A 26139-nucleotide genomic window follows, 5' to 3' on the forward strand; every position below is an offset into this window, starting at 1 on the left:
CCAGTCAAACTGGCCGCTCCGCTATTCTCCGAGGCGCTTCCCAGAAAATCATCGTTAAAACCAACCGGTTAAAAACCGGTGGTAGAGTCCGGCTTTCCTTCTCTTTCAGGCAAGCGGATGGCCATGAAAAAACGAATAACCGCCACGCCGCATGATGCGGTGTTTAAACGATTTCTTCGCCACCCGGAGACGGCGAATGATTTTCTCATGCTCTATCTTCCCGAAGCGATCCGCCAGCGGTGCGATTTAGCTACTCTGAGGCTGCAATCGGCGAGCTTTATCGATGAGGATCTGCGCGCCTGGTATTCGGACGTGCTGTGGTCGGTGCAAACCACCTGCGGGGCGGGATATATTTACGTGGTGATAGAGCATCAGAGCTCGCCGGATAATCATATGGCTTTTCGTTTAATGCGCTATGCGATTGCCGCGATGCAGCGACACCTCGACGCCGGGCACAAAACGCTGCCGCTGGTGGTGCCGATGCTTTTTTATCATGGCGCAACCAGTCCGTATCCTTTTTCCCTCAACTGGCTGGATGAATTTGCCGACCCGCAGCTGGCGAAGAGGCTGTACGGCAGTCAGTTTCCATTGATCGACGTCACGGTCATGCCGGACGATGAAATCGTGCAGCATCGGCGGGTCGCCCTGCTGGAGCTGATGCAAAAGCATATTCGCCAGCGCGATCTCAGCGGCATAACGGAGTCGTTGGCGGCCGTGGTGATGCTGGGATACACTAATCCCCGGCAGTTGAGAATGCTGTTTCACTATATGCTGCAGTACGGTAACACGGCCGAGCCGGGCGTGTTTCTCCGCCGGCTGGCCCGCCGTCTGCCACAGTATGAGGAGACATTGATGTCTATCGCGCAAAAGCTTAAGCAGGAAGGTCGACAGGAAGGTCGGCATGAGGGCCGACAGGAGGGGCGCCTGGAAGGGCGCCTTGAGGGCTTACAGGAAGGGAGCCGGCGTGAGGCGCTGCGCATTGCCGGCAGCATGTTACAGAATGGCCTCGACAAAGAGACGGTACAGAAAATTACCGGACTGTCGGCTGACGACCTCAAGCCGCTGTTTTGTTAACACCCTGCCACGGAAACTGTTGCCCGGCGCCAATATCCGCCGGGCAAGGTGGCTTTAACCTTCGCTTTTTACCACTTTGATCTCCACCATACCGATCCCCAGCTGACGCGGGGAGTGGCCGAGGATATTGCCCTCGTTGGTGGACTGCGGGTCCGGCGGAGTGATGGTCAGCGTATTGCTGCGCGTTGGGTTGTCGAAATGCAGCGTCGTGGTGGTCACATCATTGACCAGTGTAAGCACTTGCTCACTTTGACCAACCCGCACCGGGATCGGCTTATTGGCATTGGGACCGTAGGCTTTGGCGGTGATCACCAGATCAAATTTCTCCGGCAGCGGCTCTTTATATTCAATCTTCACGTCGCTGCCCAGCTGGGCATTGGACCACCGACCCCAGGACTCGGGCCGCGAAATGCCGCTAAACTGTTTCACCTCTTCCGGCGCGCCGGCAACGTTAAACACGAAGCTGTCGGCCTTATAGCGAATATCGTTGTCGACAACTTTCAGCGTATCGACGTTGCCCTTATAGCGCTCCATATCGATAAGGGTGTCCCTGAAGGCGGTCTTACCTTGCCACTGTGGCTTATCAACGTGCTGGACCTTCTGCTCACCCCCCAGTTGTCCCTGCGAGACGCACCAGTCGGTGGAGAGCGCCAGCTCAGGAGACCACAGCTGGCCCATTTTATAGCAGCGATCGACCCACACGAAATTATCCCGCGGCGCGAAATCGGCCAGCTGGAAGCGCAGCGGCGCCGAGTATTCGCTCTCCGGCAGCGGTTCAACGCGCTGGTTCGACACCCGGAGCAGCAGCGGCAGACGGAAATGGCTGCCGGAGAAGGCGATCATGTTCTTCTGCGAGTCGATGGTGAAGTTTTTCATCTCTTTCGGGAAGTTCCACAGGCGGATCACGTCGGGTTTCCAGGCCAGGACCTTCTCTTTCATATTCATGAAAATACCGGAGAGCGACTGGCCAGAGAGACTGCTGCGCCCGAGGCCGATATAGTTATCGCCACCGAGAATATCCAGCACCGTCGCGCCGTTATCCATGGTGTTGCGTTTCACCGCCAGGGTCTCCTGCTGCGGCCGATCGCCGCGCAGGACAAAGAACAAATTGCTGCGATCGTGTTTGTTGAGGTAATCCCAGGCGCTGTTCTTCATGGCCAGGTGATCGGAAGAGACCACGATGACCGTGTTTTTGAAATAGGGAGAGGCTTTGATCTTCTCGATCAGCGCGGCGATATGTTCCTGGCTGCAGCTAACGGCGCTGAAGGAGAGGTTTTTCTTGCCGTCCACGTCATAGCGTTTACGCTCGCAGGTACGCGAGATAAAGCCGTCGGGATGGTGAGTGTCCACCGTCAGGGCGAACAGTGAAAAGCGTTTTCCGGACTGCGACAGTTCTTCGAATTTTTTCCACGTCTCGTCGAGTACCGTGTCGTCATAGAAGCCCCAGTCGTTGCGGTAGGTTGGATCGGCTACCGTGGTTTTGAGCTCTTCCGCCCCGAACAGGTGATCGAAGCCGTGGGATTTGAGAAACACGTCTTTGCCGGCAAAGCGCAGGTTAGCTCCCTGCACAAAATAGTTTTCGTAACCGGAGTTTTTCAGGATATCGCCAAGGCAGATATTCTGCGGAAAGAAGCTGGAGACCGAGGCCGAAGCGTTGCCTTCAAACGGGGCAAACAGCGGAATGCCACACTGTGATGCGACCATGCCGGCGATGGTGTAATCGGTCCCCGGCAGCTGCATAGTATTGCTGAAATCAATGCCCTCATCTTTTATTCTGCCAAGCTCAGGGGTGAGGTTGGGGAAAGCATCGTTATCAAAATAGGTGCGCTCAAGGCTTTCGCCATAGATATAGACCAGATTCAGCTGCGGATTGTCGATACGCTTCGACGGTTCTTTGTAGTACGCCGCAAAGTCCGGATCTCCTTCCCGCGACTGCGATTTCACCAGCTCGCTGATTTGATGGAAGGCCGGGCTGGCGTCGACCGAAGCCAGCGCCAGCAGCAGCGCCGCCAGGCTGTAGCCGACGTGATGAGGATGATGCCGACGGCGGCGCAGCACCCATCCCAGGGCGCCAAAGACGGCAACCAGCGCGACGGCCACGCCGACGCCCGGCAGAATGTATTTGCCGATCCCGGCGCCGGTCAGGCTGTTGGTCAGAGTGTAGAGTACCGCGTCGTTGATGCCGTCGCCGGTAAAGTAGTCGCTGGCGTAGAGGGTGATATTCAGCACCACGAACAGACCTAACACCGTGAGCGTGGCGGCAAACCACCAGGTGTTACGACCCGCTTTCCAGGCATAAAGCACCACCGAAGCTAAAAATAAGGCGATGGATAACAACTCTGACACAGCTCATCCTCATTAACGCCAGTTATCGGCTGGCAGAACAGATTACTTTTCAAGCCACACTGTAATTGCAGCGCCATCTTGCTGCAATTCTAGCGTCATGAAAGTGTGCAGTTATTCAGAATTGGTTTAGAAGTTGCCTTTTTTGATCGGCGTCGCAACGGGCGGGGCGGGGAAGCGCAAGGAGAAATAGGCGAAAAAAGCCGTTTCAGGCCGCGCTGCCGTCGCGAAGGCGACAAACGCGGCATTGGCCCTCTGCGTCAGGAGAGAAAGTTAACGCCCTGTTTTAAGACCAGATCGCAGGCTTTGGTTTTCACCTGATTCGCCAGCGAACTGTTGCCGAGGGTATTCAGGTCAAGCTGCTGGCCATTATTGCTGTTGAGCAGCCCCTGCAGGCCATCAAGATAGCTGGTGTCCTGTTTTTGTTTTTCCGGCGTGCTGAGCCCCAGCTTATCCAGCACCTGGTTTTTGACGTTATCAGCGCTGGTCGCCGAGGCGAGCTTCTGTTTGGCGCAATATGACATGATCCCGGCGGCGTTATTCATGCTGCTGGCGGTCAGCGACTGGCTGCTGCCGTTGAGCAGGCTGGTCAGAGAGGAGATGGACATTCCGCCGCCGCTGGCCTGGGTGGTGCTGCCGCTGAGCTGGCTGGCGGCGCTGTTGAGAGAATCCTGCCAGGAGGCGGCGTGGGCGCCGGAGAGGGTAAATGCGCTGAGGGTAAGCGCGGCAAGCAAGCCATTTTTTAACGATTTCATAGACGGACTCATAAGCGTGACTGAAGAATCGCTTTAGTATAACGCCGTCGTCGTCCGGAAATCTCTTAATACTCCTTGCCGGTGACGCGGTGCCGGTAACTTTCCCAGTTGAAGATAACCCACAGGCTGTTGCCCAGGCGCATACGGTCCATCACCCGTTCGCCGAGCAGCTTATTCATCTCTTCCATATTACTGTTGGTCAGCATACCGGTGGGCCGTTTGGATGAAGATCGGCGGTCAACGATCTGATTGATAATGACCTTTTCATAGCGAGACTCTGTCTGCATACCAATTTCATCAATGACCAGAAGATCGACCTTGCTGAGGTCGTTCAGTAACTGCTCTTCGCTCGTCTCCCGGTTGCCGAAGGTATCTTTCATCGCCGACATAATATCGGCCACGGTGATGATTAAGACCGACTTCCCGCGCAGCAGCAGTTCGTTGCAGATAGCCGCAGCGAGGTGGTTTTTGCCGGTGCCCGGTTTGCCGGAGAAGATAAAGCTGGCGATATTGCCATCGAACTCCTCCACGTACTGACGCGCGCGGGCGAGGGCGTTCATCTGCCCCTCGCACTCGACGCGATAGTTATCAAAGGAGCAGTTCTGATGAAGGGGGCGGATCCCCGAGCGGTTAAAGGTGCGCTGCATTTTCATCGCGCGGTTCTCCCGCTCCAGCGCTTCGGAACGCAGCTTGCCTTGCTCTTTTTGCCAGGCCAGCAGCTCTTCGCCGGTTTTAAACGCCGGTTCGATATGAGCCGGCATCATTTTCTGCAGGCGCTTCATCAGATCGCCAACGTTTTTCATGCTCATCCTCGGAAACCTCGCGGAATATGACTGTCGGGTTCGCTAACGCTGTTCACATCGCGCTTCGGCTGCCCGCCGTTGCTGGCGCGGCTGATTTGCACGCTGCGAGCCAGTTTCTGCTGCCACTGCACGTGGTGAAACACTTTACCTTCCGCCTGCCAGTAAGCGACGAAAGCGGCCAGCTCTTCCGGGGTGACCGGCTGGCTCAGCGCGATGCCCCACAGCGCGGCCAGACGCTGAAAGTCGGCGTCCGGCTGCCAGGCCGCATACATGGCAAATTTGCCCATCGGCACCGCAACCGGCGCCGCGGCGGGCTCGTCGAAAAACTGCGGGTCAAGCGCGATGTCGCTGCCGGGGCGCGCCAGCCTGGCTTCCAGCTCCAGCAGCTGCGCCAGCCGGGCTGGGGTCAGCGCATAGAACGCCGGGGCGTTGTTGGCAAAAACGGCGACGGTGCCGTCAGTCGATTTCGCCAGCAGCGCCGCGTGCTGCTGGAGGAACTCTTCCAGGCCGCTAAAATGGGAGGTTAAAATTCGCGAAGACATAACTCTATCTCAACTCTGAACTGCAAAGAGTGGGGTGATCTGCACATAGTAGCACAGAGCCCGTCGCGGAAGGAGCGTCGCGGCTCTGCCGCGACGCCGGGGTTAGACGCGAGGGCGCTTACGATACAGCCACAGACCGGGTATCGACAGGCCAATGGAGAGGGCGCCCACGATCGAAGAGGCCTTTAAAAAATTGCTCAGCAGCAAAATCATCATCTCTTCAGAATAGCCAAAATGGCTGATTTTTACCGCGGAGATCATCGCGGTGTAAGCGGAAATACCGGGAAACATCGGGATCACGGCGGCGACGGTAAAAATCTTCGGATGCGCCAGATACCAGCGCGACCACTGGATGCCGATGCAGCCCACCAGCAGGGCGGCGAGAAACGTGGCCCATTCAATGTTAAAACCAGCGCTCATCATGACCATGCGCGAACCATGGCCGATCGCTCCCAGCAGCGCGCACCAGCGCAGGGCGCGCTGCGGGACATTAAAGACCATCGCAAACCCGACGGCAGGGATCGCCGCCAGCAGCATGTCTTCCGCCAGTGCGAAAATAAACGAAATTATGCCCATCCCCGCAGCCCCCATACGGTCATTGCCATCACTACGCCAATGCAGGTGGCAAGGGTTAACAGGCTGGCGATCGCCCAGCGGGCGAGGCCAGTATTTATATGCCCTTTAAACATATCGGCGACGGCATTGATCAGCGGAAAGCCCGGGACCAGCAGCAGGACGCTGGCGGCCATGGCAATGGTCGGGGTGCTGGCAAAGGTCGGGAGGCGCAGCAGTAGCCCGGAGATCGTGGTGGCCACAAAGGCGGTGATGCAGAAGTTGATCTGCGGATGCATAGAACGGTGGGTCAGCACCTGGCGAATGTACATGGCCACCGTGCTGGCGCAGAAGCTGACCAGCGCTCCATCCCAGCCGCCGTTATTCAGTTTACAGAAACAAGCGCAGGAGAGGCCCACCATGATCACCAGCAACCAGCGGGGATAACGCAGGGGCCTAATCTGCGCGAAGCGCTTCTCGACGTCGCGATAGTCCAGCAGCTTATGCTCGGCGAGGATCACGATATGCTGCACTTCCGTCACCACATGCATATTAATGCCGCGGTCGACATTCTTACGCGTTGAGGTAAGACATTCGCCATCCTTAATGGTGGTCAGGACGATAGCGTTGGAGGAGATGGCGCTTTCGACGCTGTCCATCCCCAGCGCCAGCCCGAGACGCGTTGAAAGCTCTTCCACCAGCGCGCTTTCGGCGCCGTGCTGTAACAAAAAAAGACCACACTGGATGCATAATCGTGTGATTGCCCGCTGCTGTGCCCGATCAACCTGCATATTTCCTCTGCTGTCCGCGACGCCTGGTATCTGCCGATACTTTAACCTGAAGCGCCGGGGCGGCTGAGGGGGGTGGGATCAAATAATGTGCAAAAATCTCCCGTCCGCCGGGGTGGCGGAATTTGAAGCGTCCCACACTTTTGCCAGTTTGGTGAAAAGTGCAATTTTTGTCGCCATTCATCCCTTCTTTTTCCCGTCTGACTTATCAAAAATGCAGGAAAGCACTTTTATTAAACAAAAATTATACAAATAATTAACCCTGCAAAAGTGAGACAATCCTATGAAAACACAGGTCGCGATTATTGGCGCTGGCCCTTCCGGGCTGCTGCTGGGGCAGCTACTGCACAACGCCGGGATCCACACGGTCATTCTTGAGCGTCAAACGCCGCAGTATGTGCTGGGGCGTATCCGTGCGGGAATTCTGGAAAGCGGTACCGTCGATCTGCTCCGTGAAGCGGGCGTGGCGCAGCGGATGGATGTCGAAGGCCTGGTGCATCATGGGGTGGAGTTTCTCTTTGACGGCCAGCGGGTGCCCGTCTCACTGAGCGAGCTGACCGACGGCAAGAGCGTGATGGTTTACGGCCAGACTGAAGTGACCCGCGATCTGATGGCTGCCCGGGCCGCCAGCGACGCGCCGATCGTGTACGGCGTCAGCGAAGTGACTATCCATGACGCAAAAAGTGACCGGCCGACGATCACCTATCTTAGCGAAGGTGAATTCTGCCGCCTGGAGTGTGACTTTATCGCCGGTTGCGACGGGTTCCATGGCGTGTCGCGGCAAAGTATTCCCGCTGACATCCTCAAGACTTACGAGAGCGTCTGGCCGTTCGGTTGGTTAGGCCTGCTGGCGGATACGCCGCCGGTCAATCCGGAGCTGATCTATGCGCATCATCAGCGGGGATTTGTTTTATGTAGTCAGCGCTCACTTACTCGCAGCCGCTACTATCTGCAGGTTCCGCTGAGCGATAAGGTGGAGGACTGGTCGGACGAACGCTTCTGGCAGGAGTTGAAATGCCGATTGCCGGAGGATCTGTCATCAAAGTTAGTGACTGGTCACTCACTTGAGAAAAGCATCGCGCCCTTGCGCAGCTTCGTCGTCGAGCCAATGCAATATGGGCGATTGTTCCTGGTGGGGGATGCCGCGCATATCGTACCGCCGACCGGCGCTAAAGGGTTGAACCTGGCGGCATCGGACGTGAACTATCTGTGGCGGATCCTGCGTGAATACTACCATCACGGCCGGAGCGATCTGCTGGCGACCTATTCGCGACTGGCGCTGGATCGGGTCTGGAAAGGGGAACGCTTTAGCTGGTTCATGACCCGCCTGCTGCACGATTTTCCGCAGCAGAGCGAGTTCGACGCCAAAATGCAGGCGGCCGATCGCCGCTACTATCTGGGCTCGCGCGCCGGGCTGACCACTATCGCGGAAAACTACGTGGGCCTGCCCATGGAGCGTGTCGTCTGACTGAACAGGAGTCACTATGCCGCCCGTCCAAACTGTTCCGGTATTTAAGCTGTATGGCGAGGAGCGCGGCTGGCCGACGCCGGACCTGCTGCACTGCGAGTCGATTTTGCAGCGCAGCAGCCTGTATCAGTGGCATATTCGCGTCCACCAGCACGCCGAAATGGTCCAGCTCCTCTATTTGCATAAAGGTCGGGCGGAGATCGAAATTGAAGGCACCACCTCGGTGATGACGGAGTCCTGCATCCAGGTGGTGCCCGCCCTCTGCATTCATGGCTTTCATTTCTCACCCGGAACGCACGGATTTGTGCTCTCCCTGGCGCTACCGCTGCTGAGCCGCTTTGAAAATCAGTTCGGCCGACCGCTGGATGTGCTTAGCGTTGCGCAGTGTCTGCCGGTGGGGCGTTCCCGGGGGCGTATGCATACGCTGTTTTCAGCGCTTCGCGAGGAGTACAGTGCCGATCATGATGCCCGGGAAATGATGCTTTATTCGCTGCTGGGGACGCTGCTGGCCTGGTTGAACCGGCAGTGCCGCCCCGCACCGCCCGCGGAAGATAAAGCGGAGCGAAAGCGCAGTATGATGCGTCATTTTTCCCGGCTTATTGAGAGCCACTACCGACAGCACCTCCCGCTGGCGGAGTATGCGAAGTTGATTGGGCTCTCGGTCACGCATTTAAACTATTTATGTCGCGAGTTCTATGGCTGTAGCGCCCTTGGGGTATTGCATCAGCGACTGATGCTTGAGGCGCGGCGTAATCTGCAATACACCCGCATGACGATAACGCAACTCTCTGATTATTTGGGCTTTAGCGACGCCGCCTATTTTTCTCGCTTTTTCCGCCGCTATAGCGGTATGTCGCCTAAAGCATTTAGAGAAGCAATTAAAGAGAATGCTTCATAATGTTCATGCCTGAAATTATTTTTGCTAAATAATGGTTTTATCTTTTCTAATTTATTAGCGCAGGGCGTCTGTGCTAATATTCATCGCAAGTATACACAGGAATAATATTTACTTGATATGACCACGGTTCGGTCATGCAGTATATCGTGTACGCGGGCCATGAATATGCTTTTAATATTCATCCAGTAAATGGTATGGCGATCGAGTCACTCGCCGATCGTTTGCGGGCAAGCGAAGAAACTTCGACAGGAAGCGGAGGTGTTATGTTACCAGGACAAGGTAAGTTTGGCGTCGTTATTAGTAAAATCCCCGTCATGCAGTCAGGGTTAAAGGTGATCTTCAATGAGAACCTCCCGGATTACGAACTCAGTTTTTGCCGCACTCATGATGAGCTCACCCTTTTACAACTGCGGCGAGCGGTGCTGGTCGTTGCGGATATCTCCGGCGAGATTGCGCAGCCCCGGGCCGTCTGCGAGCGTTATTACTCCCTCATGACCCAGTATCGAGATATTCACTGGGTTTTTATGGTCAGCGACAGCCTCTATCCATTAGCCGTTGAGCTTTTAATTCGTCCCGAAAGCTCGCTGATCTCAGAGAACGAGCCGGTTGACCGGCTGATTGAGGTGATTTGCGCCGGTAGCCGTGCGGCTGAGCAGATTAGCCGTACGTTGTTTACCGGGGATGTGGACAGCGATTTCGCTAGCTACCACTCAGCGGCGATGCTGACCCTGTCAGAGCGGAAAGTTCTGCGCCTTCTGGCGAAGGGATGGGGAATTAACCAGATCGCCGCGCTGTTGAAAAAGAGTAATAAGACGATTAGCGCGCAGAAAAATAGCGCAATGCGTCGTTTATCGCTACGCAGCAACGCTGAAATGTATGCCTGGATCAACAGTGCGCAGGGAATGCAAGAGCTGAATATCAATTCAGCTTACGGGGAACAAATGGAATGGAAAAAAATAGCACAACCCGTCATGTCGCCATCGTAGAAAAATGTGTGATGACGGAAATGGCCTGGCGCTATACCTTTAGCCGTGAAGAGAGCAGCCAATACCGCATTCATTTTTTTAAAAATATCAATTTGCTCAGGGCGGTGGAAACGTCGTTCCCATGGTCAGCAATCATCTTTTCACTTTCGGGGAGTCGTTCGTCCAGAGCCGAGAGCCTGCTTTTTCTTCACGAAATGGCGAGGATCCGACCGGAAGTTCAAACGATTATTCTGGCTAATAATGAAAGCGAAATGCGTCTGATCGGCCATTTAATGCCGGCCTGCCTGCAGGGTATATTAAATAAATCCGCGCCGCGACGCGGATTGCAGGAGCATTTGTTACAGCTGCTGGATAATCATTCCCTCGCCGGCAAAGAGCACTTTTGCGGCAGAGAGGCATGCAACGATCCGCTAAGCCCAACGGAGCACGCCATTCTTCGGTATATGTCGTGGGGATATTCGCTTGCGGAAATTGCGGTGCAGCTGAACCGGAACATTAAAACCATCCGCGCGCATAAATTCAACGCCATGACCAAGCTCGGGGTTCGCTCTGACATTGGTTTATTAAACGCGGCGGATATCTTGCTGCATTTACCGATAAGCGGCCCGACCAGCGCCGTTAAACAGGTGGCATAACGCGGCTATATGCATACGTCTACCCATGTTGCATCGGTGAGCTGCGCCATTCGTTCTGGTTCAATGCGAACGGCGCTGTGAATAGCTCCCGCTGCGGGTAGCACCTCCTGATAGTGCCTGAGCGAGACGTCACAGAAGACGGCCAGCGGATTTTCCAGACCAAACGGGCACACGCCGCCAACCGGATGGCCGGTCCAGGTTACCACCTCGTCGCTGCTCAACATACGCGCTTTAGCGCCAAAGGTCTCTTTCAGCTTTTTATTATCCAGCCGCGCATCGCCCCTGGCGACGATCAGTACAATCTTATCTTTGATCTTGAGCGACAGCGTTTTGGCTATTTGTCCCGGCTCAACGTTGTGCGCGGCAGCGGCAAGCGCCACAGTGGCGGTACTCTGGTTTAACTCAATAATTTCGATATCGGGGGCGTGTTCGGCAAAAAACTGCCGTACAGACTGCAGACTCATTGGATTCTCCTGATTTAAGGCTGGTTAAATCTGTCACAAGCCTGGCGGAGTGTAAATATCAGCGCGGACAATCCAGATTCTTTCTATTTTGTCGATCTCCTTCACATTCACCGTAACCGGTTACAGTAACCGGTTGCGGTTATCTGCATTGAGATGAATACTGGAACAGTCACTTCTCCTTTTATTTATAACAAAAGAGCCGTGTATGAATCGTTGTGTTATGGGCAGTATAGCCGGTAATCCACCCGCGGCCTGCTGCATCAATAAGCGGTCATCGTAACGGCAGGGTAATCGTTGTTGGGCCAGTATCAATAGCCTGTCAGGAGGGCTACTATGTCTGCTAACCATGCTGCGTTTAATTTGATATTTCGCTTTGTAGAAAATTACATAAGCCCCATAGCAGGGCGGATCTCATCGCAGCGTCACGTCATGGCTATCCGTGACGGTTTTATCTCCGCGATGCCGTTTATGATCGTCGGATCGTTCCTGCTGGTGTTTGCTTATCCTCCTTTCTCCCCGGACACCACCTGGGGTTTTGCCCGCGCCTGGCTGGATCTGGCAAAAGAGTTTGAGGGGCGCATTCTGACCCCCTTTGATATGACGATGGGGATCATGTCGATCTACATCTGCGCGGCAATCTCTTACAACCTCGGTAAGCACTACGAGAAATCCAATCAGCTCGATCCCTTTATGTGCGCGATGCTGTCGATCATGGCCTTTTTACTGATTGCCGCGCCGAAGACGAATGGCACGCTGCCGGTGGATAGCCTCGGCGGAACAGGGATCTTTACCGCCATTCTGGTGGCGATCTACTGTGTGGAGATGATGCGTTTTCTCAAGGCGCATAATATCGGTATCCGTCTACCGGATCAGGTCCCACCGATGATCAAAAATTCCTTTGATCTGTTGATCCCGGTGCTGGTGGTTGTGCTGACGCTCTATCCGCTGAGCCTGTTTATTCAGCACCATTTTGACATGCTGATCCCGCAGGCCATTATGGCAATTTTCAAACCGCTGGTTTCGGCAGCCGATTCCCTGCCGGCGATCCTGCTGGCGGTCCTCATCGGCCACCTGCTGTGGTTTGCCGGGATCCACGGTGCGGCGATCGTTTCCGGGATGCTGCAGATGTTCTGGCTGACCAACCTCGGTATGAATCAGCAGGCGCTGGCCCAGGGCGCGCCTCTGCCGCATATTTTTATGGAGGCGTTCTGGACCTTCTTTATCGTGGTCGGAGGTTCCGGTGCCACCATGGGGCTGGTGTTCTGCTATCTGCGCAGCCGCTCAGCGCATTTGCGCTCCATTGGGCGTTTAAGCGTGGTGCCAAGCCTGTTTAACATTAACGAGCCGGTCATCTTTGGGACGCCTATCGTCATGAACCCGGTGTTCTTTATTCCGTTCCTGCTGGCGCCGATGGTGAATGCGGTGTTGGCCTGGGCGGCAATGAAGCTGGATCTGATTGGCCGCGTCATCTCCGTGGTACCGTGGACGGCGCCGGCGCCGATTGGCGGTGCCTGGGCGCTGGGCTGGGATTTCCGGGCGGCGATTCTGGTCATCGTTCTGGCCTGCGTGTCGGCGATTATCTACTTCCCGTTCTTTAAGGTATATGAGAAGCAACTGCTTGCTCAGGAAGCGGAAGAGGCTGAACGGGCGGAGCAGGAGAGTCAGCAGACCGCATAAATAGTGACCGGGCGGCCACAGGCCGCCCGTTGCTTATTGTAGACAGGGCGTTATTTTAACGTGCAGTCGCCGCACTGTTGGACGTCCGGCAGGCGATAGCGCTGGCAGCAGGTGCGTCGGACTAACTGTCCTTCACGCAGCACAACCGTTCGCCATAGTGGGTTATCCTGACCATCGGCGAGTTGTTTTTCGAAGAAACAGTGCTGGCGCAGGGCGGCAAGCTGCTCATCCCCCAACAGCGCGCGCATTTCCCCAAGATACCAGTTAATCAGATAGCCAGTATTGCTCCAGATAAGTTTGCCATTGATCTCGCCCGTGGCTTCCAGCGCCTCAATAACCGGCTGCAGGGTGCGCGTCACCAGGGCATCCATTCGCGACAGCGGTGACAGTCTCTCAATACCGGCATCGCTATGGACATCAATCCAGAAACAGGCCGCCCTGCCGCTTTCGTGAAATTCGACGTGGAAATGTTCCGGCGCCAGGCTGAGACCCTGTGGTTCATTGAGCAACGCCAGCATCAGCGGCGGCACCAGCAGACCGATATACCATTGCGCCCAGAGCGAGAGCAGAGGTTTTGCTTCCCGTGTCAGCGTTGGCTGATGACGATAGATATGATCGGAATAAGTGGCCAGCAGGGAGCGTAAGGCGGTGGGTCGCGACCACTCGGCAAGCGTCAAAGCGTGCCCTGGAGCGGATTCATCCAGGCGCAGGAAATCGAGCAGATGGGGGCGAAGGGTGGCGATTTTTTCCCGAATACTCTCCGCCAGGGCGCGCTCAGCCGTCGGCAAAGGGGCCCGCCAGATAAGTTCATCGCTGAGAGGAAGGGAACGCCAGGCCATTCGATTTCCAGATACAAATCTAAATGATAATGATTCCTGATATTAGTTGTTTGCAGGCGGCATGGCAAGAATTTTGTCGGCGCCACGATGCCGCGGCGCGCGCAGGTTAACTGGCCAGAATAATGTTGCGGCCTTTATTCTTAGCGTCATAGAGTGCGCCGTCGGCGCGCGCCAGCGCTTGCTCAATATTGTCATCAATAAGCGGCGTCAGGCCAATACTGATGGTCACGTTGGTGGCGACGCTCTCATTAAACATATGCGGGATTTTCAGGTCATAGACCCGCTGCCGAATACGTTCGGCAGCCTGCCAGGCCGTTTCTTCGCTGCTGTTGGTCAGCAGCACCATAAACTCCTCGCCGCCAAAGCGGGCGACAATATCGCGCGAGCGTACGGCGTTGCGAATGGCTGCAGAGACGCGAATGAGCGCCTGGTCGCCCATCATATGACCATAGTGATCGTTATAGGCTTTGAAATGATCGATATCGAGGAGCAGCACGAAGTGGTTGTCGCCGTCCAGCGCCAGCAGGGTATCGAGGCGATTCTGCAGTCCGCGGCGGTTATACAAACCGGTCAGAGGATCCAGCATACTGAGATCGTTGAGGGTGTTGCGTTCCTGCATGAGTTTATCCATTAATCCTTGTGTGAAGGCATCGCTGCGCTTCTGGATAATATTTTGCAGGGTAATACCGGCAATAGGCAGCATAAAACAGTAAGTCATGCGCAACCATTGTTCCCCCTCCGCCATTATCAGGCAGGCAAGGAAAGTCGGTAAAGAGTGGAGGGTAAAGGCAGTGATATTATTGGAAAAAGCGATGGTGCCGATAAACAGAATGCTTAATAGGGCGATCACCAGAAAGTTAAAATGCGGCGGTGTCAATAGCATCGCCTTTGTCACTACGTGCCATGCCCATAGCATGCCAAATAACAACGAGATAGCGGGAATATTTATTTTCGATTGCGGCCATTTCCAGTGCCAGAGCAGCAGCAACCCGCTGCAGGCCACGATCAGGGCGCAAGGCAGCGTAAAACGAACTACCGTAAATAGGGGGGTGACCAGCGACAGAGAGGATGAAATGAAATTAAGCAGTAAAAAAAGCCGTAAGGAATATTGATATTTTTGTGCGTAGTGTGCTCGCCAGGTTTGTGCAGTCATATCGGAAGAATCATTATTAGTCGTTAAATTTCAAAATGATGAAAGCCAAAAATGAAGAGTCTGATAACAATGTGCAAAAAAAGGTTATTTGCAAAATAAGAAAAATATTTAATATATATCGATAATCCGCTTAATTTATCACCTTCATGAATGTATGTCATTACCGCGAACGTAAAGAATAAGGCGCAGAGCACATCGCAAATGACAAATGATAAAAGTTATCATATGATATTGGTTATCATTATCGTTGTGAGAGGTGAAACCATGCTGCAGCGAGCATTAGGAAGCGGTTGGGGAGTCATCGTTCCCGGCGCGCTGATTGTCGCTCTCGGGTATGCCGGGGTGTCGGCTGACGTATGGCGGACGCTGGTCGCGGTGGGCATGCTGATGTCCGCGGCGATGATATGGCATCGTCAACTGCGCCATTTTATTCTGCTGCCATCGTGCGTTGCACTGGTTGGTGGAATAATGCTGATGCTTGTGGATATCAAACTGAGGGGATAACGCCGGGAGAGGGAAAAATATTGGTGCGAGGGGGGGGACTTGAACCCCCACGTCCGTAAGGACACTAACACCTGAAGCTAGCGCGTCTACCAATTCCGCCACCTTCGCACAGTATTCTTTCTTTAGATATTGCCTCGTTGGTGCGAGGGGGGGGACTTGAACCCCCACGTCCGTAAGGACACTAACACCTGAAGCTAGCGCGTCTACCAATTCCGCCACCTTCGCCCAGTGCGAGCAATATCTTCGTGGATTATGGTGCGAGGGGGGGGACTTGAACCCCCACGTCCGTAAGGACACTAACACCTGAAGCTAGCGCGTCTACCAATTCCGCCACCTTCGCATACCATCGACACTATGAAAGTATCGTTACCACGGAGGCGCATTCTAGTGGTTTTCGGCGACACGTCAATAGTTAATTATGCAGGTTGTATCGATTGCTGCAAAAATGGGCGGATTTGCCCGCAGGAAGCGCCAGCGGTACCAGAAACGGGCCGCCGGCGTGAGAAGGCGACTATTTTTTCGCCTGACGGGTCATGATGGTGCGATAGACCTTAAAACGTCCGGTCTGGGCGATCACCTCATGGAAGCCGAACGTCTCATCCAGCACCTGCGGATACGGCAGGAAGGCGTTGGCGACAATGCGCAGCTCGCCGCCGCTGTTCAGATGGCGAACCGCGCCGCGGATCAGCGCCTGGGCGGCTTCGAGGCTGGTCTGCAGCCCGTCATGGAATGGCGGGTTGGAGATGATCATGTCGAAGCGACCATTGACCTCGGAGAAGACGTTGCTGGCAAACACATCGCCAGCCAGGCCGTTGGCGGCAAGCGTCGCGCGGCTGGCTTCGACCGCAGGGGCGCTGACGTCGCACAGGGTCAGGCGCACTTTCGGCGAATGGCTGGCCAGCGCGGCGGCCAGCACGCCTGCGCCGCAGCCGACGTCCAGCACTTTCCCTTTGGTATGCGGCTCGAGGGTGGAGAGCAGCAGCTGGCTGCCGACGTCCAGCCCGTCGCGGCTAAAGACGCCTGGCAGGGTTTTAATCGTCAGATTATCCAGTGTGTATTCGCCCCAGAAGGCATCGGCGTTGAAGGCGGGCTGCTTTTCCAGTCGGCCATGATAGAGGCCACAGCGGCGGGCGCTATCCACTTTGTTTAATGGCGCGTATTCAGCCAGCATCTGCTCCGCGCTGCGGACGCCGCTGCGGTTTTCACCGACGACGAAAATGTCGCTTCCCACCGGCAGCAGAGAGAGCAGGTTCATCAGCTGGAACTGTGCCTCTGGTTTATTCTTTGGCCAGTAGTAGATCAGGGTGTCGCATTCGGCGACGTCAGCGGCCTCAGCCACTAAGCTAAAACGGACGGTGTCTCCCATCTGGCGGTTGAGAACCTGCCAGTGGTGGAACTGTTGGGTGTGGGCGCGGCTGGCCGCGGTATCCAGACGCGCAGGCAGGTCATCCTGCAGGTCACCGGCAAACAGAACGCGGGCGGACTCGAAATCATCACTGTGGCGCAGCAAGACTTCACTTGCCGGGGTAAAAGCGGACATGAAACACTCCTTCATTAAGACTGGCGCCGATTATAGTAGTTTGTTGGCGCAGATACGACGGATTTGCTATATTGCGCGCTTGTTTAACAGGAGTGTTTCGCTATGACATCCCGACGAGACTGGCAACTACAGCAGCTGGGCATTACCCAGTGGTCGCTGCGCCGACCGGGGGCGTTGCAGGGCGAAATCGCTATCTCGCTTCCTGAACATATTCGTCTGGTGATGGTGGCGGAAACCCCGCCGTCGCTGACAGAGCCGCTGATTGGCGACGTATTGCGCGCGCTGGCCGTGACGCCAGATCAGGTCCTGCAGCTGACCCCGGAGCGGGTGGCGATGCTGCCGCAGGACAGCCGCTGCAACAGCTGGCGGTTGGGCACAGAGGCGTCGCTGCCGCTGGCGGGCGCCCAGGTGTCCACCCCCGCTTTTGATGAACTCCAGACCAGCGCGCCGGCTCGCAGGGCGCTCTGGCAACAAATCTGCGCACATGAACACGATTTCTACCCTCAGCACGGCTGATTTAACCCGAGCCTGGCAAATCGAAACCCGCGCCCACGCTTTCCCGTGGAGCGAACAGACCCTGGCCAGTAACCAGGGGGAACGCTATCGCAACTATCAGCTGTCGGTGGATGGCGAAATGGCGGCGTTCGCCATTACGCAAGTGGTGCTGGATGAGGCGACGTTGTTCAATATCGCGGTCGATCCCGCTTACCAGCGCCGTGGCCTGGGGCGAGCGCTGCTGGAACACGTCATTGACGAAGTCGAAAGGCTCGGCGTCGTCACGCTATGGCTGGAGGTACGCGCCTCCAACGTTGCCGCTATCGCGCTGTATGAAAGCTTAGGCTTCAATGAGGCGACGATTCGCCGCAACTACTACCCGACGGCCGACGGGCGCGAAGACGCCATTATTATGGCTCTGCCAATCAGTATGTAAGACAAGGTGATACGATGAAATGGGACTGGATTTTCTTTGATGCCGATGAAACGCTGTTTACGTTTGATTCTTTCAGCGGCTTGCAGCGGATGTTTCTCGACTACAGCGTGACCTTTACCGCCGAAGATTTTCAGGACTATCAGGCCGTGAATAAGCCGCTATGGGTGGATTACCAGAACGGCGCCATCACCTCGCTGCAGCTGCAGCACCAGCGCTTTGACAGCTGGGCGGAACGTTTGAATGTGCCGCCGGGGGAACTCAACGACGCGTTTATGAATGCGATGGCGGAAATCTGTGCGCCGCTGCCGGGCGCGGTCTCTCTGCTCAACGCGCTGCAGGGCAAGGTCAAGATGGGCATCATCACCAACGGCTTTACCTCGCTGCAGCAGACTCGTCTGGAGCGGACCGGTTTACGCGATCACTTTGATTTGCTGATTATTTCTGAAGAAGTGGGCGTCGCCAAACCGGACGCGCGCATTTTCGATTACGCGCTGGCGCAGGCGGGTAACCCACCGCGCTCGCGGGTGCTGATGGTCGGCGATACCGCCGAGTCGGATATTCGCGGCGGCGTGAATGCCGGACTGGCGACCTGCTGGCTCAATGCGCATCAGCGCGAGCTGCCGGCGGACCTCGAGCCGGACTGGACGGTGACCTCGTTAAGCGAACTGGAGCAGCTCCTGTGTAAACACTGATTGCCTCCCCCCCGTTGATGGGTAAAATAGCCGCAATTTTTCGTATTCCACATGCGTGGCTCATGGCCGCGTTTACTTAGAAGATTAATTATGACGTTGTCTCCTTATCTGCAAGAGGTGGCCAAACGCCGCACTTTTGCCATTATTTCTCACCCGGATGCCGGTAAGACCACCATCACCGAAAAGGTGCTGCTGTTCGGACAGGCGATTCAGACCGCCGGTACCGTAAAAGGTCGTGGCTCCAGCCAGCACGCGAAATCCGACTGGATGGAAATGGAAAAGCAGCGTGGTATCTCGATCACCACCTCGGTGATGCAGTTCCCCTATCATGACTGTCTGGTGAACCTGCTGGATACCCCGGGGCACGAAGACTTCTCGGAAGATACCTACCGTACCCTGACGGCGGTGGACTGCTGCCTGATGGTGATTGACGCGGCAAAAGGCGTCGAAGATCGGACCCGTAAGCTGATGGAAGTCACCCGTCTGCGCGATACGCCGATCCTCACCTTTATGAACAAACTCGACCGTGATATCCGCGATCCGATGGAGCTGCTGGATGAAGTGGAGAACGAGCTGAAAATCGGCTGCGCGCCGATTACCTGGCCTATCGGCTGCGGTAAGCTGTTCAAGGGCGTCTATCATCTCTACAAAGATGAAACCTACCTGTATCAGACCGGTAAAGGCCATACCATCCAGGAAGTGCGCATCGTGAAGGGGCTCAACAACCCGGATCTCGACGCGGCGGTGGGGGAAGATCTGGCGCAGCAGCTGCGCGATGAGCTGGAGCTGGTGCAGGGCGCGTCGAACGAGTTCGATAAAGATCTGTTCCTGGCCGGGGAAATCACCCCGGTGTTCTTCGGGACCGCGTTAGGTAACTTCGGCGTTGACCATATGCTGGATGGCCTGGTGGAGTGGGCGCCGGCGCCGATGCCGCGTAACACCGACACCCGTGAAGTCACCGCGACGGAAGAGAAGTTCACCGGCTTCGTGTTTAAAATTCAGGCCAATATGGACCCGAAACACCGCGACCGCGTGGCTTTCATGCGCGTGGTGTCAGGTAAATATGAGAAAGGCATGAAGCTGCGTCAGGTGCGCATCGGTAAAGACGTGGTGATCTCCGACGCGCTGACCTTTATGGCCGGCGACCGTTCGCACGTTGAAGAAGCCTATCCTGGGGATATCATCGGCCTGCATAACCACGGCACCATTCAGATTGGCGATACCTTCACCCAGGGCGAGATGATGAAGTTCACCGGTATTCCGAACTTCGCACCGGAACTGTTCCGTCGTATTCGCCTGAAGGATCCGCTGAAGCAGAAACAGCTGCTGAAAGGGCTGGTTCAGCTTTCTGAAGAGGGCGCGGTGCAGGTCTTCCGTCCGATCGCCAATAACGATCTGATCGTCGGCGCCGTGGGTGTGCTGCAGTTTGACGTCGTCGTGGCGCGCCTGAAAAGCGAATACAACGTGGAAGCGATTTACGAATCGGTCAACGTGGCCACCGCACGCTGGGTTGAATCCACTGACGTGAAGAAATTCGAAGAGTTCAAACGTAAAAACGAAGTTCAGCTGGCGCTGGATGGCGGCGATAACCTGACCTACATCGCCCCGACGATGGTCAACCTGAACCTGACGCAGGAGCGTTATCCTGACGTGGTGTTCCGCAAAACGCGCGAGCACTAATCCCTGACGAAGCGCGGCGCAGGCCGCGCTTTTTTCTTCTTCCGCCCGCGCTTCCCTCCTTCTGGAAAGTTCTTAAAACGCCGCTAATTCGTCTGTTTTTTATCCATATCCTCCGCAACCCCTTCGCCTGTCTACTATATTTAATTCGTGTTTTTAAAAATGCTGGCGTAATTCACTGCGATAAGACGCCAGCGCTGGTGAAAAAACGAGGACATCACGATGACCAGACTAAAGAATGCCAATATGTTGCTGGCGCTCTTCTTAGGCTTAGCCGCGTTGAACGCCTCGGCAGAGACGGAAAAAACAACGGTAGACAGTGCGAAGTCAGCTGCCAGCAATGCGGGAGAGGCGGTAGACAATTCGATTAATAAAGTCGGCGATTTTATGGACGACAGCACTATTACCGCACGGGTAAAGGCGGCGCTGATCGACCATAAAGATATTAACTCCGGCGATATTTCGGTGAAAACGGAAAACAAAGTGGTCACCCTCAGCGGCGACGTCACCAGTGCTGAACAGAAAAGTCAGGCGCTGAGCGTGGCAAAAGCGGTCGAAGGCGTCTCTCAGGTCAACGACAAGCTGACGGTGCAGCACAAATCGTCGAGTGAGACGGCGACGCTGAAAGGCTATGCCGGGGACACCGCTATTACCAGCGAAGTGAAGGCTAAGCTGCTGGCGGATGACATTGTCCCTTCGCGCAATGTGAAAGTCGAAACTAACGCCGGCGCAGTGCATCTGACCGGTACGGTGGCTTCCGCGGCGCAGGCTGAGCGCGCCGCAGAGATTGCGAAAGCGGTTTCCGGTGTGAAAAGCGTCCGCAACGATCTTAGCGTGAAGTAAATCGAGTTATTAACAAAAGTGTTGTCTGGCCAAGGTTGCCGAACGAATAGCAGCACCCACTGAGCGATGAGCTTTCCAGAAAGGGTGCGCAAACCGCTGTTCACCGTCCATTATGGTAAGGAGAAAAGTATGTTTCGATGGGGAATTATTTTTCTGGTCATTGCATTAATTGCTGCGGCCCTGGGCTTTGGTGGTCTGGCGGGTACTGCCGCTGGCGCCGCGAAAATCGTCTTTGTCGTCGGGATTATCCTGTTCCTGGTGAGCCTGTTTACAGGACGCAGACGTCCGTAGAGGGACAACAATCCGGGCGATGCTGAAGCCTGAGCGTTTTTACTGACACGTCGTCTTACACAAAGCCAGTCCTGCGGACTGGCTTTCGCGGTTTAAGCGATGGGCAAATTGCGTTACCTTGTCAGGAGAAGACTAATCGAACAGGAAAGCAGGGTGGGGCAACGCATTCCCGTTACGCTGGGCAATATCGCCCCGCTGGCGGTTAAACCCTTCCGACCAGGCAAGCTGGCGCTGGTGTGTGAAGGCGGGGGACAGCGAGGGATTTTCACCGCCGGGGTTCTGGACGAATTCATGCGCGCCGGATTTAACCCCTTTGACCTGATGCTGGGGACCTCCGCGGGGGCGCAAAATCTCTCCGCTTACATGTGTAATCAGCAAGGCTATGCCCGCAAAGTCATCACACGCTACACCACCTCACGCCAGTTTTTCGATCCGATGCGCTTTGTGCGCGGCGGCAACCTTATCGATCTCGACTGGCTGGTGGAGGCCACCTCGCAGCAGATGCCGCTGGCCATGAACTATGCCGAAACGCAGTTCGCGCTGGGCAAAGAGCTGTGGATGTGCGCCTGTCGCGGCGACGATTACTCCGCCAGCTATTTTTCACCGACGCCGCAAACCTGGCTGGATCTGATCCGCGCCTCCAGCGCCATCCCCGGGTTTTACCGCAGCGGCGTGTTACTTGACGGCGTTAGCTACCTTGACGGCGGCGTCAGCGATGCGATCCCGGTACAGGAGGCGGCCCGCCGCGGCGCTCAGACCATCGTGGTGATCCGCACTGTCCCTTCGCAGATGTTTTACACCCCGGAGTGGTTTAAGCGGATGGAGCGCTGGCTGGGGGAGAGCAGCCTGCAGCCGCTGGTCAATCTGGTGCATCATCACGAAACCACCTATCGCGCCATCCAGCAGTTCATCGAAAAACCGCCCGGCAAACTGCGGATCTTCGAAATCTATCCCCAGCGGCCGCTGCGCAGCATGGCGCTTGGCAGCCGACTGCCGGCGCTGCTGGAGGACTACAAAACCGGACGCCAGTGCGGCCGTTATTTCCTGGCCACCGTGGGTAAACTGCTGGCCGACCGACCGCCGCTGTTGCGCCACGCGCCGCGTATCGCCCGGCCTGCGCCGGTGGTGGTGCCGCCGGTGCCGGTGGCCAATGAAGCGCCGCAGGCGACCATCATCGCTGCGCCGCAGGCCAATGACGCAAGCTTTAATCATGAGGATCTGGCGTGACGCACCGTTTTATCGATACCCACTGCCACTTCGATTTTCCTCCCTTCGCGGAAGATGAGGTCGCCAGCCTGGCGCGTGCGGCGCAGGCCGGCGTCGGGCGAATTATCGTTCCGGCCATCTCCGCTGAGCGTTTTAGCCGCGTGCTGGCGCTGGCGGCGCAGCACGAGGCGCTGTATGCCGCGCTGGGCCTGCATCCGATTGTCATCGAGCAGCACACCGATGAGGGGCTGGCGCAACTGGAGGCGTCGCTGGCGCAGCGCCCGCCAAAACTGGTGGCGGTGGGGGAGATTGGTCTCGATCTCTATCGCGACGAGCCGCAGTTCGATCGTCAGCAGGCGCTGCTGGAAGCGCAGCTGCGTCTGGCGAAGCGTTACGATCTGCCGGTGATCCTCCACTCCCGACGCACCCACGATAAGCTGGCGATGCTGCTGAAAAAACATGCCCTACCGCGTACCGGGGTGGTACATGGCTTCGCCGGCAGCCTGCAGCAGGCCGAGCGTTTCGTGCAGCTTGGCTATAAGATCGGCGTTGGCGGCACCATTACCTATCCCCGCGCCAGCAAAACCCGCGAGGTGATGGCGCGTCTGCCGCTTTCAGCCCTGCTGCTGGAGACCGATGCCCCGGATATGCCGCTCAATGGCTTCCAGGGACAGCCCAATCGCCCGGAGCAAGCTGCGCGGGTATTTGACGCCCTGTGCGAACTGCGGTCGGAGCCGCCGGCAGCCATAGCCGAAGGGATAATGCGCAACACGCTCGCCTTGTTTTCCCTGCCCTCCGCCACTGTATGGTGATCGAATTCTCATAATTGTTCATCCATATCATTGATTTGCGTAAAATGTGTGAAGCCTGGCAGGCAGGATAGTTTCATGCCGATATAATCACGCCGTTAGTGCTGGACTATCAAAACACAGGGAATCTGTATGCAAATCCTCATGGGACTTATCGGCATGGTGGCGCTGTTGGCCATTGCTGTGCTGCTCTCCAATAATCGAAAAGCCATTAACCTGCGTACTGTGCTCGGCGCCTGGATAATCCAGGTGGGTATCGGCGCGTTGATATTGTATGTACCGGCCGGGCGCTCGGCGCTGTTAGCGATGTCGAACGGCGTCGCCCGCGTAATTGCCTATGGCAATGAAGGGATCGGTTTCATCTTCGGCGGGCTGGTCTCCGATAAAATGTTCGAGGTGTTTGGCGGCGGCGGCTTTGTCTTTGCCCTGCGCGTGCTGCCGGTGATCGTCTTCTTCTCGTCGCTGATTGCCGTGCTTTATTACCTGGGCATTATGCAGCTGGTCATTCGCATTCTCGGCGGCGCGCTGCGGGCGGTACTGAAGACCTCGCGTACCGAATCGCTGTCGGCCACGGCGAACATCTTCGTTGGTCAGACCGAAGCGCCGCTGGTGGTGCGTCCTTATATCGCCACTATGACCCGCTCGGAGCTGTTTGCGGTCATGTGCGGCGGCCTGGCCTCGGTGGCAGGTTCCGTGCTGGCGGGCTATGCGCAGATGGGCGTTCCGCTGGAGTACCTGATTGCCGCGTCGTTTATGGCGGCGCCGGGTGGATTGCTGTTTGCCAAAATTATCGTACCGGAAACGGAAACGCCGGACGATAACCCGGCTCATGACCGCCAGAGCGCAGACGCGGATAAACCGGCCAACGTGCTGGACGCCGCCGCCTCCGGTGCCGCGTCTGGTATGCAGCTGGCGCTCAACGTCGGCGCGATGCTGCTGGCGTTTATTGCGCTGATCGCCCTGCTGAACGGCATTCTGTCCGGCGTCGGCGGCTGGTTTAACCATCCGGAGCTGTCGCTGCAGATGATCCTCGGCTGGGTCTTCTCACCGCTGGCGTGGGTGATCGGCGTGCCGTGGCACGAAGCGACGGTCGCGGGGTCGTTTATCGGCCAGAAGCTGATCATTAACGAGTTCGTGGCCTATATGAACTTTGGCGAGTATCTGAAGGCGGATGCCGAGGTGGCGGCGGCCGGGCTGCAGGTTATTTCAGATCACACTAAAGCCATTATCTCTTTCGCGCTGTGCGGATTCGCTAACCTGTCATCGATCGCCATCCTGATTGGCGGCCTCGGGGGGATGGCGCCCAACCGGCGTCAGGATATCGCCCAGCTTGGGCTGCGTGCGGTGGCGGCGGGGACGCTATCTAACCTGATGAGCGCCACCATCGCCGGGGTTTTCCTCGCCCTCTAAGCCAGTTCCCTCAACCAGCGGCCGCCGCGTCGCTGGTTTTATTGAATTTGTTAAAATCCCATCATTTCTGGCTTTTGGAAAAATAGCTTATATTTCAAAACATAATAATTTCATCACCGGCTGGGTGGGCAAAATGTGCGCCACGGTGTCGAGAGTCTCTGTCATTGTGTGTTAGAATTATCACATACTCATTGGGTGCGGAGTTTCGATTATGCTTAAGAGGGGCGTGAGGATAATTGCCGCGGTATGCGCTGATATTTTGTGATTAAAGTCACATTACAGTAATGCAAATTAGTAAGTAGTTTTCATTAACTGTGATGAATGTCGAAGTGTAGCGGCGAGTGAATGTTACAATAGTAACAGACTCGCAAGGTGAACAAACTATTGAACCGGCACTGCGCCGGCGGAGTATGAAATGACTGATTTAAAAGCAAGCAGCCTGCGCGCGTTAAAACTGATGGACCTGACCACCCTGAACGACGACGACACCAATGAGAAGGTGATTGCCCTGTGTCATCAGGCGAAAACCCCGGTGGGTAACACCGCGGCGGTCTGCATCTATCCGCGCTTCATCCCGATTGCCCGTAAAACGCTGAACGAGCAGGGAACGCCGGAGATCCGCATCGCTACGGTCACCAACTTCCCGCACGGTAATGACGATATCGACATTGCGCTGGCGGAAACCCGCGCGGCGATCGCTTACGGCGCCGATGAAGTGGACGTGGTGTTCCCGTACCGCGCGCTGATTGCCGGTAACGAGCAGGTCGGCTTCGAGCTGGTGAAAGCCTGTAAAGAGGCCTGCGCGGCGGCCAACGTGCTGCTGAAAGTGATCATCGAAACCGGTGAGCTGAAAGAAGAAGCGCTGATCCGTAAAGCGTCTGAAATCTCTATCAAAGCCGGGGCCGATTTCATCAAAACCTCGACCGGTAAAGTGCCGGTGAATGCTACGCCGGAAAGCGCGCGCATCATGATGGAAGTCATCCGCGATATGGGCGTTGAGAAAACCGTTGGCTTCAAACCGGCGGGCGGCGTGCGCAGCGCGGAAGATGCGCAGCAGTTCCTGGCGATCGCCGATGAGCTGTTTGGCGCCGACTGGGCCGATGCCCGTCACTACCGCTTTGGTGCCTCCAGCCTGCTGGCCAGCCTGTTGAAAGCCCTGGGTCACGGCGACGGCAAGAGCGCCAGCAGCTACTGATTGTCAGACATTGCCGGATGACGCTTCGCTTATCCGGCCTACAGGATCGTAGGGCGGGTAAGCG

At 56.2% G+C, this 26139-nt stretch carries 28 protein-coding genes and 3 tRNA genes; 17 read left to right on the plus strand and 14 right to left on the minus strand.

Going from position 1 to position 26139, the window contains the following annotated elements:
- Positions 1-117 precede the first annotated feature (117 nt).
- On the plus strand, positions 118-1074 hold the full coding sequence (locus ACOI7Z_RS14865) for an Rpn family recombination-promoting nuclease/putative transposase (protein WP_170927832.1): 957 nt from the start codon (positions 118-120) through the stop codon (positions 1072-1074).
- Between the two features lie 54 nt (positions 1075-1128).
- On the opposite strand, the gene opgB is transcribed toward ACOI7Z_RS14865, so the two are convergent.
- From opgB to ACOI7Z_RS14895, 6 genes are all read right to left on the minus strand, one after another.
- On the minus strand, positions 1129-3420 hold the full coding sequence (gene opgB, locus ACOI7Z_RS14870; RefSeq protein WP_023291873.1) for a phosphatidylglycerol--membrane-oligosaccharide glycerophosphotransferase: 2292 nt from the start codon (positions 3418-3420) through the stop codon (positions 1129-1131).
- A gap of 257 nt (positions 3421-3677) precedes the next feature.
- The gene (locus ACOI7Z_RS14875; protein ID WP_087849141.1) at positions 3678-4172 is read right to left on the minus strand and encodes a DUF2501 domain-containing protein; all 495 of its coding nucleotides are present in this window, start codon (positions 4170-4172) and stop codon (positions 3678-3680) included.
- A gap of 65 nt (positions 4173-4237) precedes the next feature.
- Positions 4238-4975 carry a DNA replication protein DnaC gene (gene dnaC, locus ACOI7Z_RS14880; protein ID WP_087849142.1) on the minus strand — a complete coding sequence of 246 codons (738 nt, stop codon included), beginning with the start codon at positions 4973-4975 and terminating at the stop codon, positions 4238-4240.
- A 2-nt stretch (positions 4976-4977) separates the two neighbouring features.
- On the minus strand, positions 4978-5517 hold the full coding sequence (gene dnaT / locus ACOI7Z_RS14885) for a primosomal protein DnaT (RefSeq protein ID WP_032454787.1): 540 nt from the start codon (positions 5515-5517) through the stop codon (positions 4978-4980).
- Between the two features lie 102 nt (positions 5518-5619).
- On the minus strand, positions 5620-6093 hold the full coding sequence (locus tag ACOI7Z_RS14890) for a threonine/serine exporter (protein ID WP_004886472.1): 474 nt from the start codon (positions 6091-6093) through the stop codon (positions 5620-5622).
- The gene (locus tag ACOI7Z_RS14895; RefSeq protein WP_004886474.1) at positions 6084-6860 is read right to left on the minus strand and encodes a threonine/serine ThrE exporter family protein; all 777 of its coding nucleotides are present in this window, start codon (positions 6858-6860) and stop codon (positions 6084-6086) included. Before ACOI7Z_RS14895 ends, ACOI7Z_RS14890 begins: the two co-directional genes overlap by 10 nt.
- A gap of 280 nt (positions 6861-7140) precedes the next feature.
- Here ACOI7Z_RS14895 and pobA point away from each other — a divergent pair, with 280 nt between their 5' ends.
- From pobA to bglJ, 4 genes are all read left to right on the plus strand, one after another.
- Entirely contained in the window at positions 7141-8325 is a 1185-nt protein-coding gene (pobA, locus tag ACOI7Z_RS14900) for a 4-hydroxybenzoate 3-monooxygenase (RefSeq protein ID WP_023291877.1), read from the plus strand.
- 16 nt (positions 8326-8341) lie between these two features.
- Positions 8342-9223, plus strand: coding sequence for a helix-turn-helix domain-containing protein (locus tag ACOI7Z_RS14905; RefSeq protein WP_023291878.1), 882 nt, complete (start codon positions 8342-8344; stop codon positions 9221-9223).
- A 263-nt stretch (positions 9224-9486) separates the two neighbouring features.
- Complete coding sequence (locus ACOI7Z_RS14910; RefSeq protein ID WP_044525327.1) at positions 9487-10209, plus strand: helix-turn-helix transcriptional regulator; 723 nt, start codon at positions 9487-9489, stop codon at positions 10207-10209.
- Positions 10170-10844 (plus strand): DNA-binding transcriptional activator BglJ, encoded by a 675-nt coding sequence (gene bglJ / locus ACOI7Z_RS14915; protein WP_032454790.1) that lies wholly within the window; start codon positions 10170-10172, stop codon positions 10842-10844. The genes ACOI7Z_RS14910 and bglJ overlap by 40 nt, the downstream gene beginning before the upstream one ends.
- Positions 10845-10849: 5 nt before the next feature.
- Here bglJ and ACOI7Z_RS14920 read toward each other — a convergent pair whose 3' ends face one another.
- Positions 10850-11308, minus strand: a complete 459-nt coding sequence (locus ACOI7Z_RS14920) for a YbaK/EbsC family protein (RefSeq protein WP_023291881.1) — start codon at positions 11306-11308, stop codon at positions 10850-10852.
- Positions 11309-11641: 333 nt separating this feature from the next.
- On the opposite strand from ACOI7Z_RS14920, the gene ACOI7Z_RS14925 reads away from it, so the two are divergent.
- On the plus strand, positions 11642-12985 hold the full coding sequence (locus ACOI7Z_RS14925; protein WP_002887650.1) for a PTS cellobiose transporter subunit IIC: 1344 nt from the start codon (positions 11642-11644) through the stop codon (positions 12983-12985).
- Positions 12986-13035: 50 nt separating this feature from the next.
- Here the strand turns inward: ACOI7Z_RS14925 and fhuF are convergent, their stop codons facing one another.
- The 3 genes from fhuF to ACOI7Z_RS14940 all read right to left on the minus strand — a co-directional run bounded on the left by fhuF (position 13036) and on the right by ACOI7Z_RS14940 (position 15171).
- Positions 13036-13824 carry a siderophore-iron reductase FhuF gene (fhuF, locus tag ACOI7Z_RS14930; protein WP_023291882.1) on the minus strand — a complete coding sequence of 263 codons (789 nt, stop codon included), beginning with the start codon at positions 13822-13824 and terminating at the stop codon, positions 13036-13038.
- 106 nt (positions 13825-13930) lie between these two features.
- Positions 13931-14977 carry a GGDEF domain-containing protein gene (locus tag ACOI7Z_RS14935; protein WP_023291883.1) on the minus strand — a complete coding sequence of 349 codons (1047 nt, stop codon included), beginning with the start codon at positions 14975-14977 and terminating at the stop codon, positions 13931-13933.
- Positions 14978-15000: 23 nt separating this feature from the next.
- The gene (locus ACOI7Z_RS14940) at positions 15001-15171 is read right to left on the minus strand and encodes a hypothetical protein (RefSeq protein ID WP_072096669.1); all 171 of its coding nucleotides are present in this window, start codon (positions 15169-15171) and stop codon (positions 15001-15003) included.
- A 70-nt stretch (positions 15172-15241) separates the two neighbouring features.
- Between ACOI7Z_RS14940 and ACOI7Z_RS14945 the strand changes: the two genes are divergently transcribed.
- Positions 15242-15481 carry a DUF1435 domain-containing protein gene (locus ACOI7Z_RS14945; protein WP_023291884.1) on the plus strand — a complete coding sequence of 80 codons (240 nt, stop codon included), beginning with the start codon at positions 15242-15244 and terminating at the stop codon, positions 15479-15481.
- A gap of 21 nt (positions 15482-15502) precedes the next feature.
- On the opposite strand, the gene ACOI7Z_RS14950 is transcribed toward ACOI7Z_RS14945, so the two are convergent.
- From ACOI7Z_RS14950 to rsmC, 4 genes are all read right to left on the minus strand, one after another.
- Positions 15503-15589 (minus strand) — tRNA-Leu (locus ACOI7Z_RS14950).
- A gap of 30 nt (positions 15590-15619) precedes the next feature.
- A tRNA-Leu gene (locus tag ACOI7Z_RS14955) sits at positions 15620-15706 on the minus strand.
- Positions 15707-15734: 28 nt separating this feature from the next.
- Positions 15735-15821 (minus strand) — tRNA-Leu (locus ACOI7Z_RS14960).
- Positions 15822-15992: 171 nt separating this feature from the next.
- Entirely contained in the window at positions 15993-17021 is a 1029-nt protein-coding gene (rsmC, locus tag ACOI7Z_RS14965) for a 16S rRNA (guanine(1207)-N(2))-methyltransferase RsmC (RefSeq protein ID WP_048296620.1), read from the minus strand.
- A gap of 102 nt (positions 17022-17123) precedes the next feature.
- Here rsmC and ACOI7Z_RS14970 point away from each other — a divergent pair, with 102 nt between their 5' ends.
- The 10 genes from ACOI7Z_RS14970 to deoC all read left to right on the plus strand — a co-directional run bounded on the left by ACOI7Z_RS14970 (position 17124) and on the right by deoC (position 26075).
- Complete coding sequence (locus ACOI7Z_RS14970) at positions 17124-17537, plus strand: DNA polymerase III subunit psi (RefSeq protein WP_004886506.1); 414 nt, start codon at positions 17124-17126, stop codon at positions 17535-17537.
- Positions 17506-17952 carry a ribosomal protein S18-alanine N-acetyltransferase gene (gene rimI, locus ACOI7Z_RS14975; protein ID WP_023291887.1) on the plus strand — a complete coding sequence of 149 codons (447 nt, stop codon included), beginning with the start codon at positions 17506-17508 and terminating at the stop codon, positions 17950-17952. Before ACOI7Z_RS14970 ends, rimI begins: the two co-directional genes overlap by 32 nt.
- A gap of 14 nt (positions 17953-17966) precedes the next feature.
- Positions 17967-18644, plus strand: a complete 678-nt coding sequence (yjjG, locus tag ACOI7Z_RS14980; RefSeq protein ID WP_023291888.1) for a pyrimidine 5'-nucleotidase — start codon at positions 17967-17969, stop codon at positions 18642-18644.
- Between the two features lie 90 nt (positions 18645-18734).
- Positions 18735-20324: a peptide chain release factor 3 gene (gene prfC, locus ACOI7Z_RS14985; protein ID WP_002887711.1), complete on the plus strand. Its 1590-nt coding sequence runs from the start codon at positions 18735-18737 to the stop codon at positions 20322-20324.
- Between the two features lie 219 nt (positions 20325-20543).
- Positions 20544-21164, plus strand: a complete 621-nt coding sequence (osmY, locus tag ACOI7Z_RS14990) for a molecular chaperone OsmY (RefSeq protein WP_017901234.1) — start codon at positions 20544-20546, stop codon at positions 21162-21164.
- 129 nt (positions 21165-21293) lie between these two features.
- Positions 21294-21455 carry a DUF1328 domain-containing protein gene (locus tag ACOI7Z_RS14995; protein WP_002887716.1) on the plus strand — a complete coding sequence of 54 codons (162 nt, stop codon included), beginning with the start codon at positions 21294-21296 and terminating at the stop codon, positions 21453-21455.
- Positions 21456-21608: 153 nt separating this feature from the next.
- Entirely contained in the window at positions 21609-22682 is a 1074-nt protein-coding gene (locus ACOI7Z_RS15000) for a patatin-like phospholipase family protein (RefSeq protein WP_023291890.1), read from the plus strand.
- Positions 22679-23473 carry a metal-dependent hydrolase gene (locus ACOI7Z_RS15005; RefSeq protein ID WP_032452382.1) on the plus strand — a complete coding sequence of 265 codons (795 nt, stop codon included), beginning with the start codon at positions 22679-22681 and terminating at the stop codon, positions 23471-23473. The genes ACOI7Z_RS15000 and ACOI7Z_RS15005 overlap by 4 nt, the downstream gene beginning before the upstream one ends.
- 129 nt (positions 23474-23602) lie before the next feature.
- Positions 23603-24880, plus strand: coding sequence for a NupC/NupG family nucleoside CNT transporter (locus ACOI7Z_RS15010; RefSeq protein WP_023291892.1), 1278 nt, complete (start codon positions 23603-23605; stop codon positions 24878-24880).
- Between the two features lie 415 nt (positions 24881-25295).
- A complete protein-coding gene (gene deoC / locus ACOI7Z_RS15015) occupies positions 25296-26075 on the plus strand; it encodes a deoxyribose-phosphate aldolase (protein ID WP_032452384.1) in 780 nt (259 codons plus the stop codon).
- Positions 26076-26139 lie beyond the last annotated feature (64 nt).

This window comes from Klebsiella sp. C283, assembly GCF_048822555.1.
In the GTDB taxonomy this organism is placed as follows: domain Bacteria; phylum Pseudomonadota; class Gammaproteobacteria; order Enterobacterales; family Enterobacteriaceae; genus Klebsiella; species Klebsiella quasipneumoniae.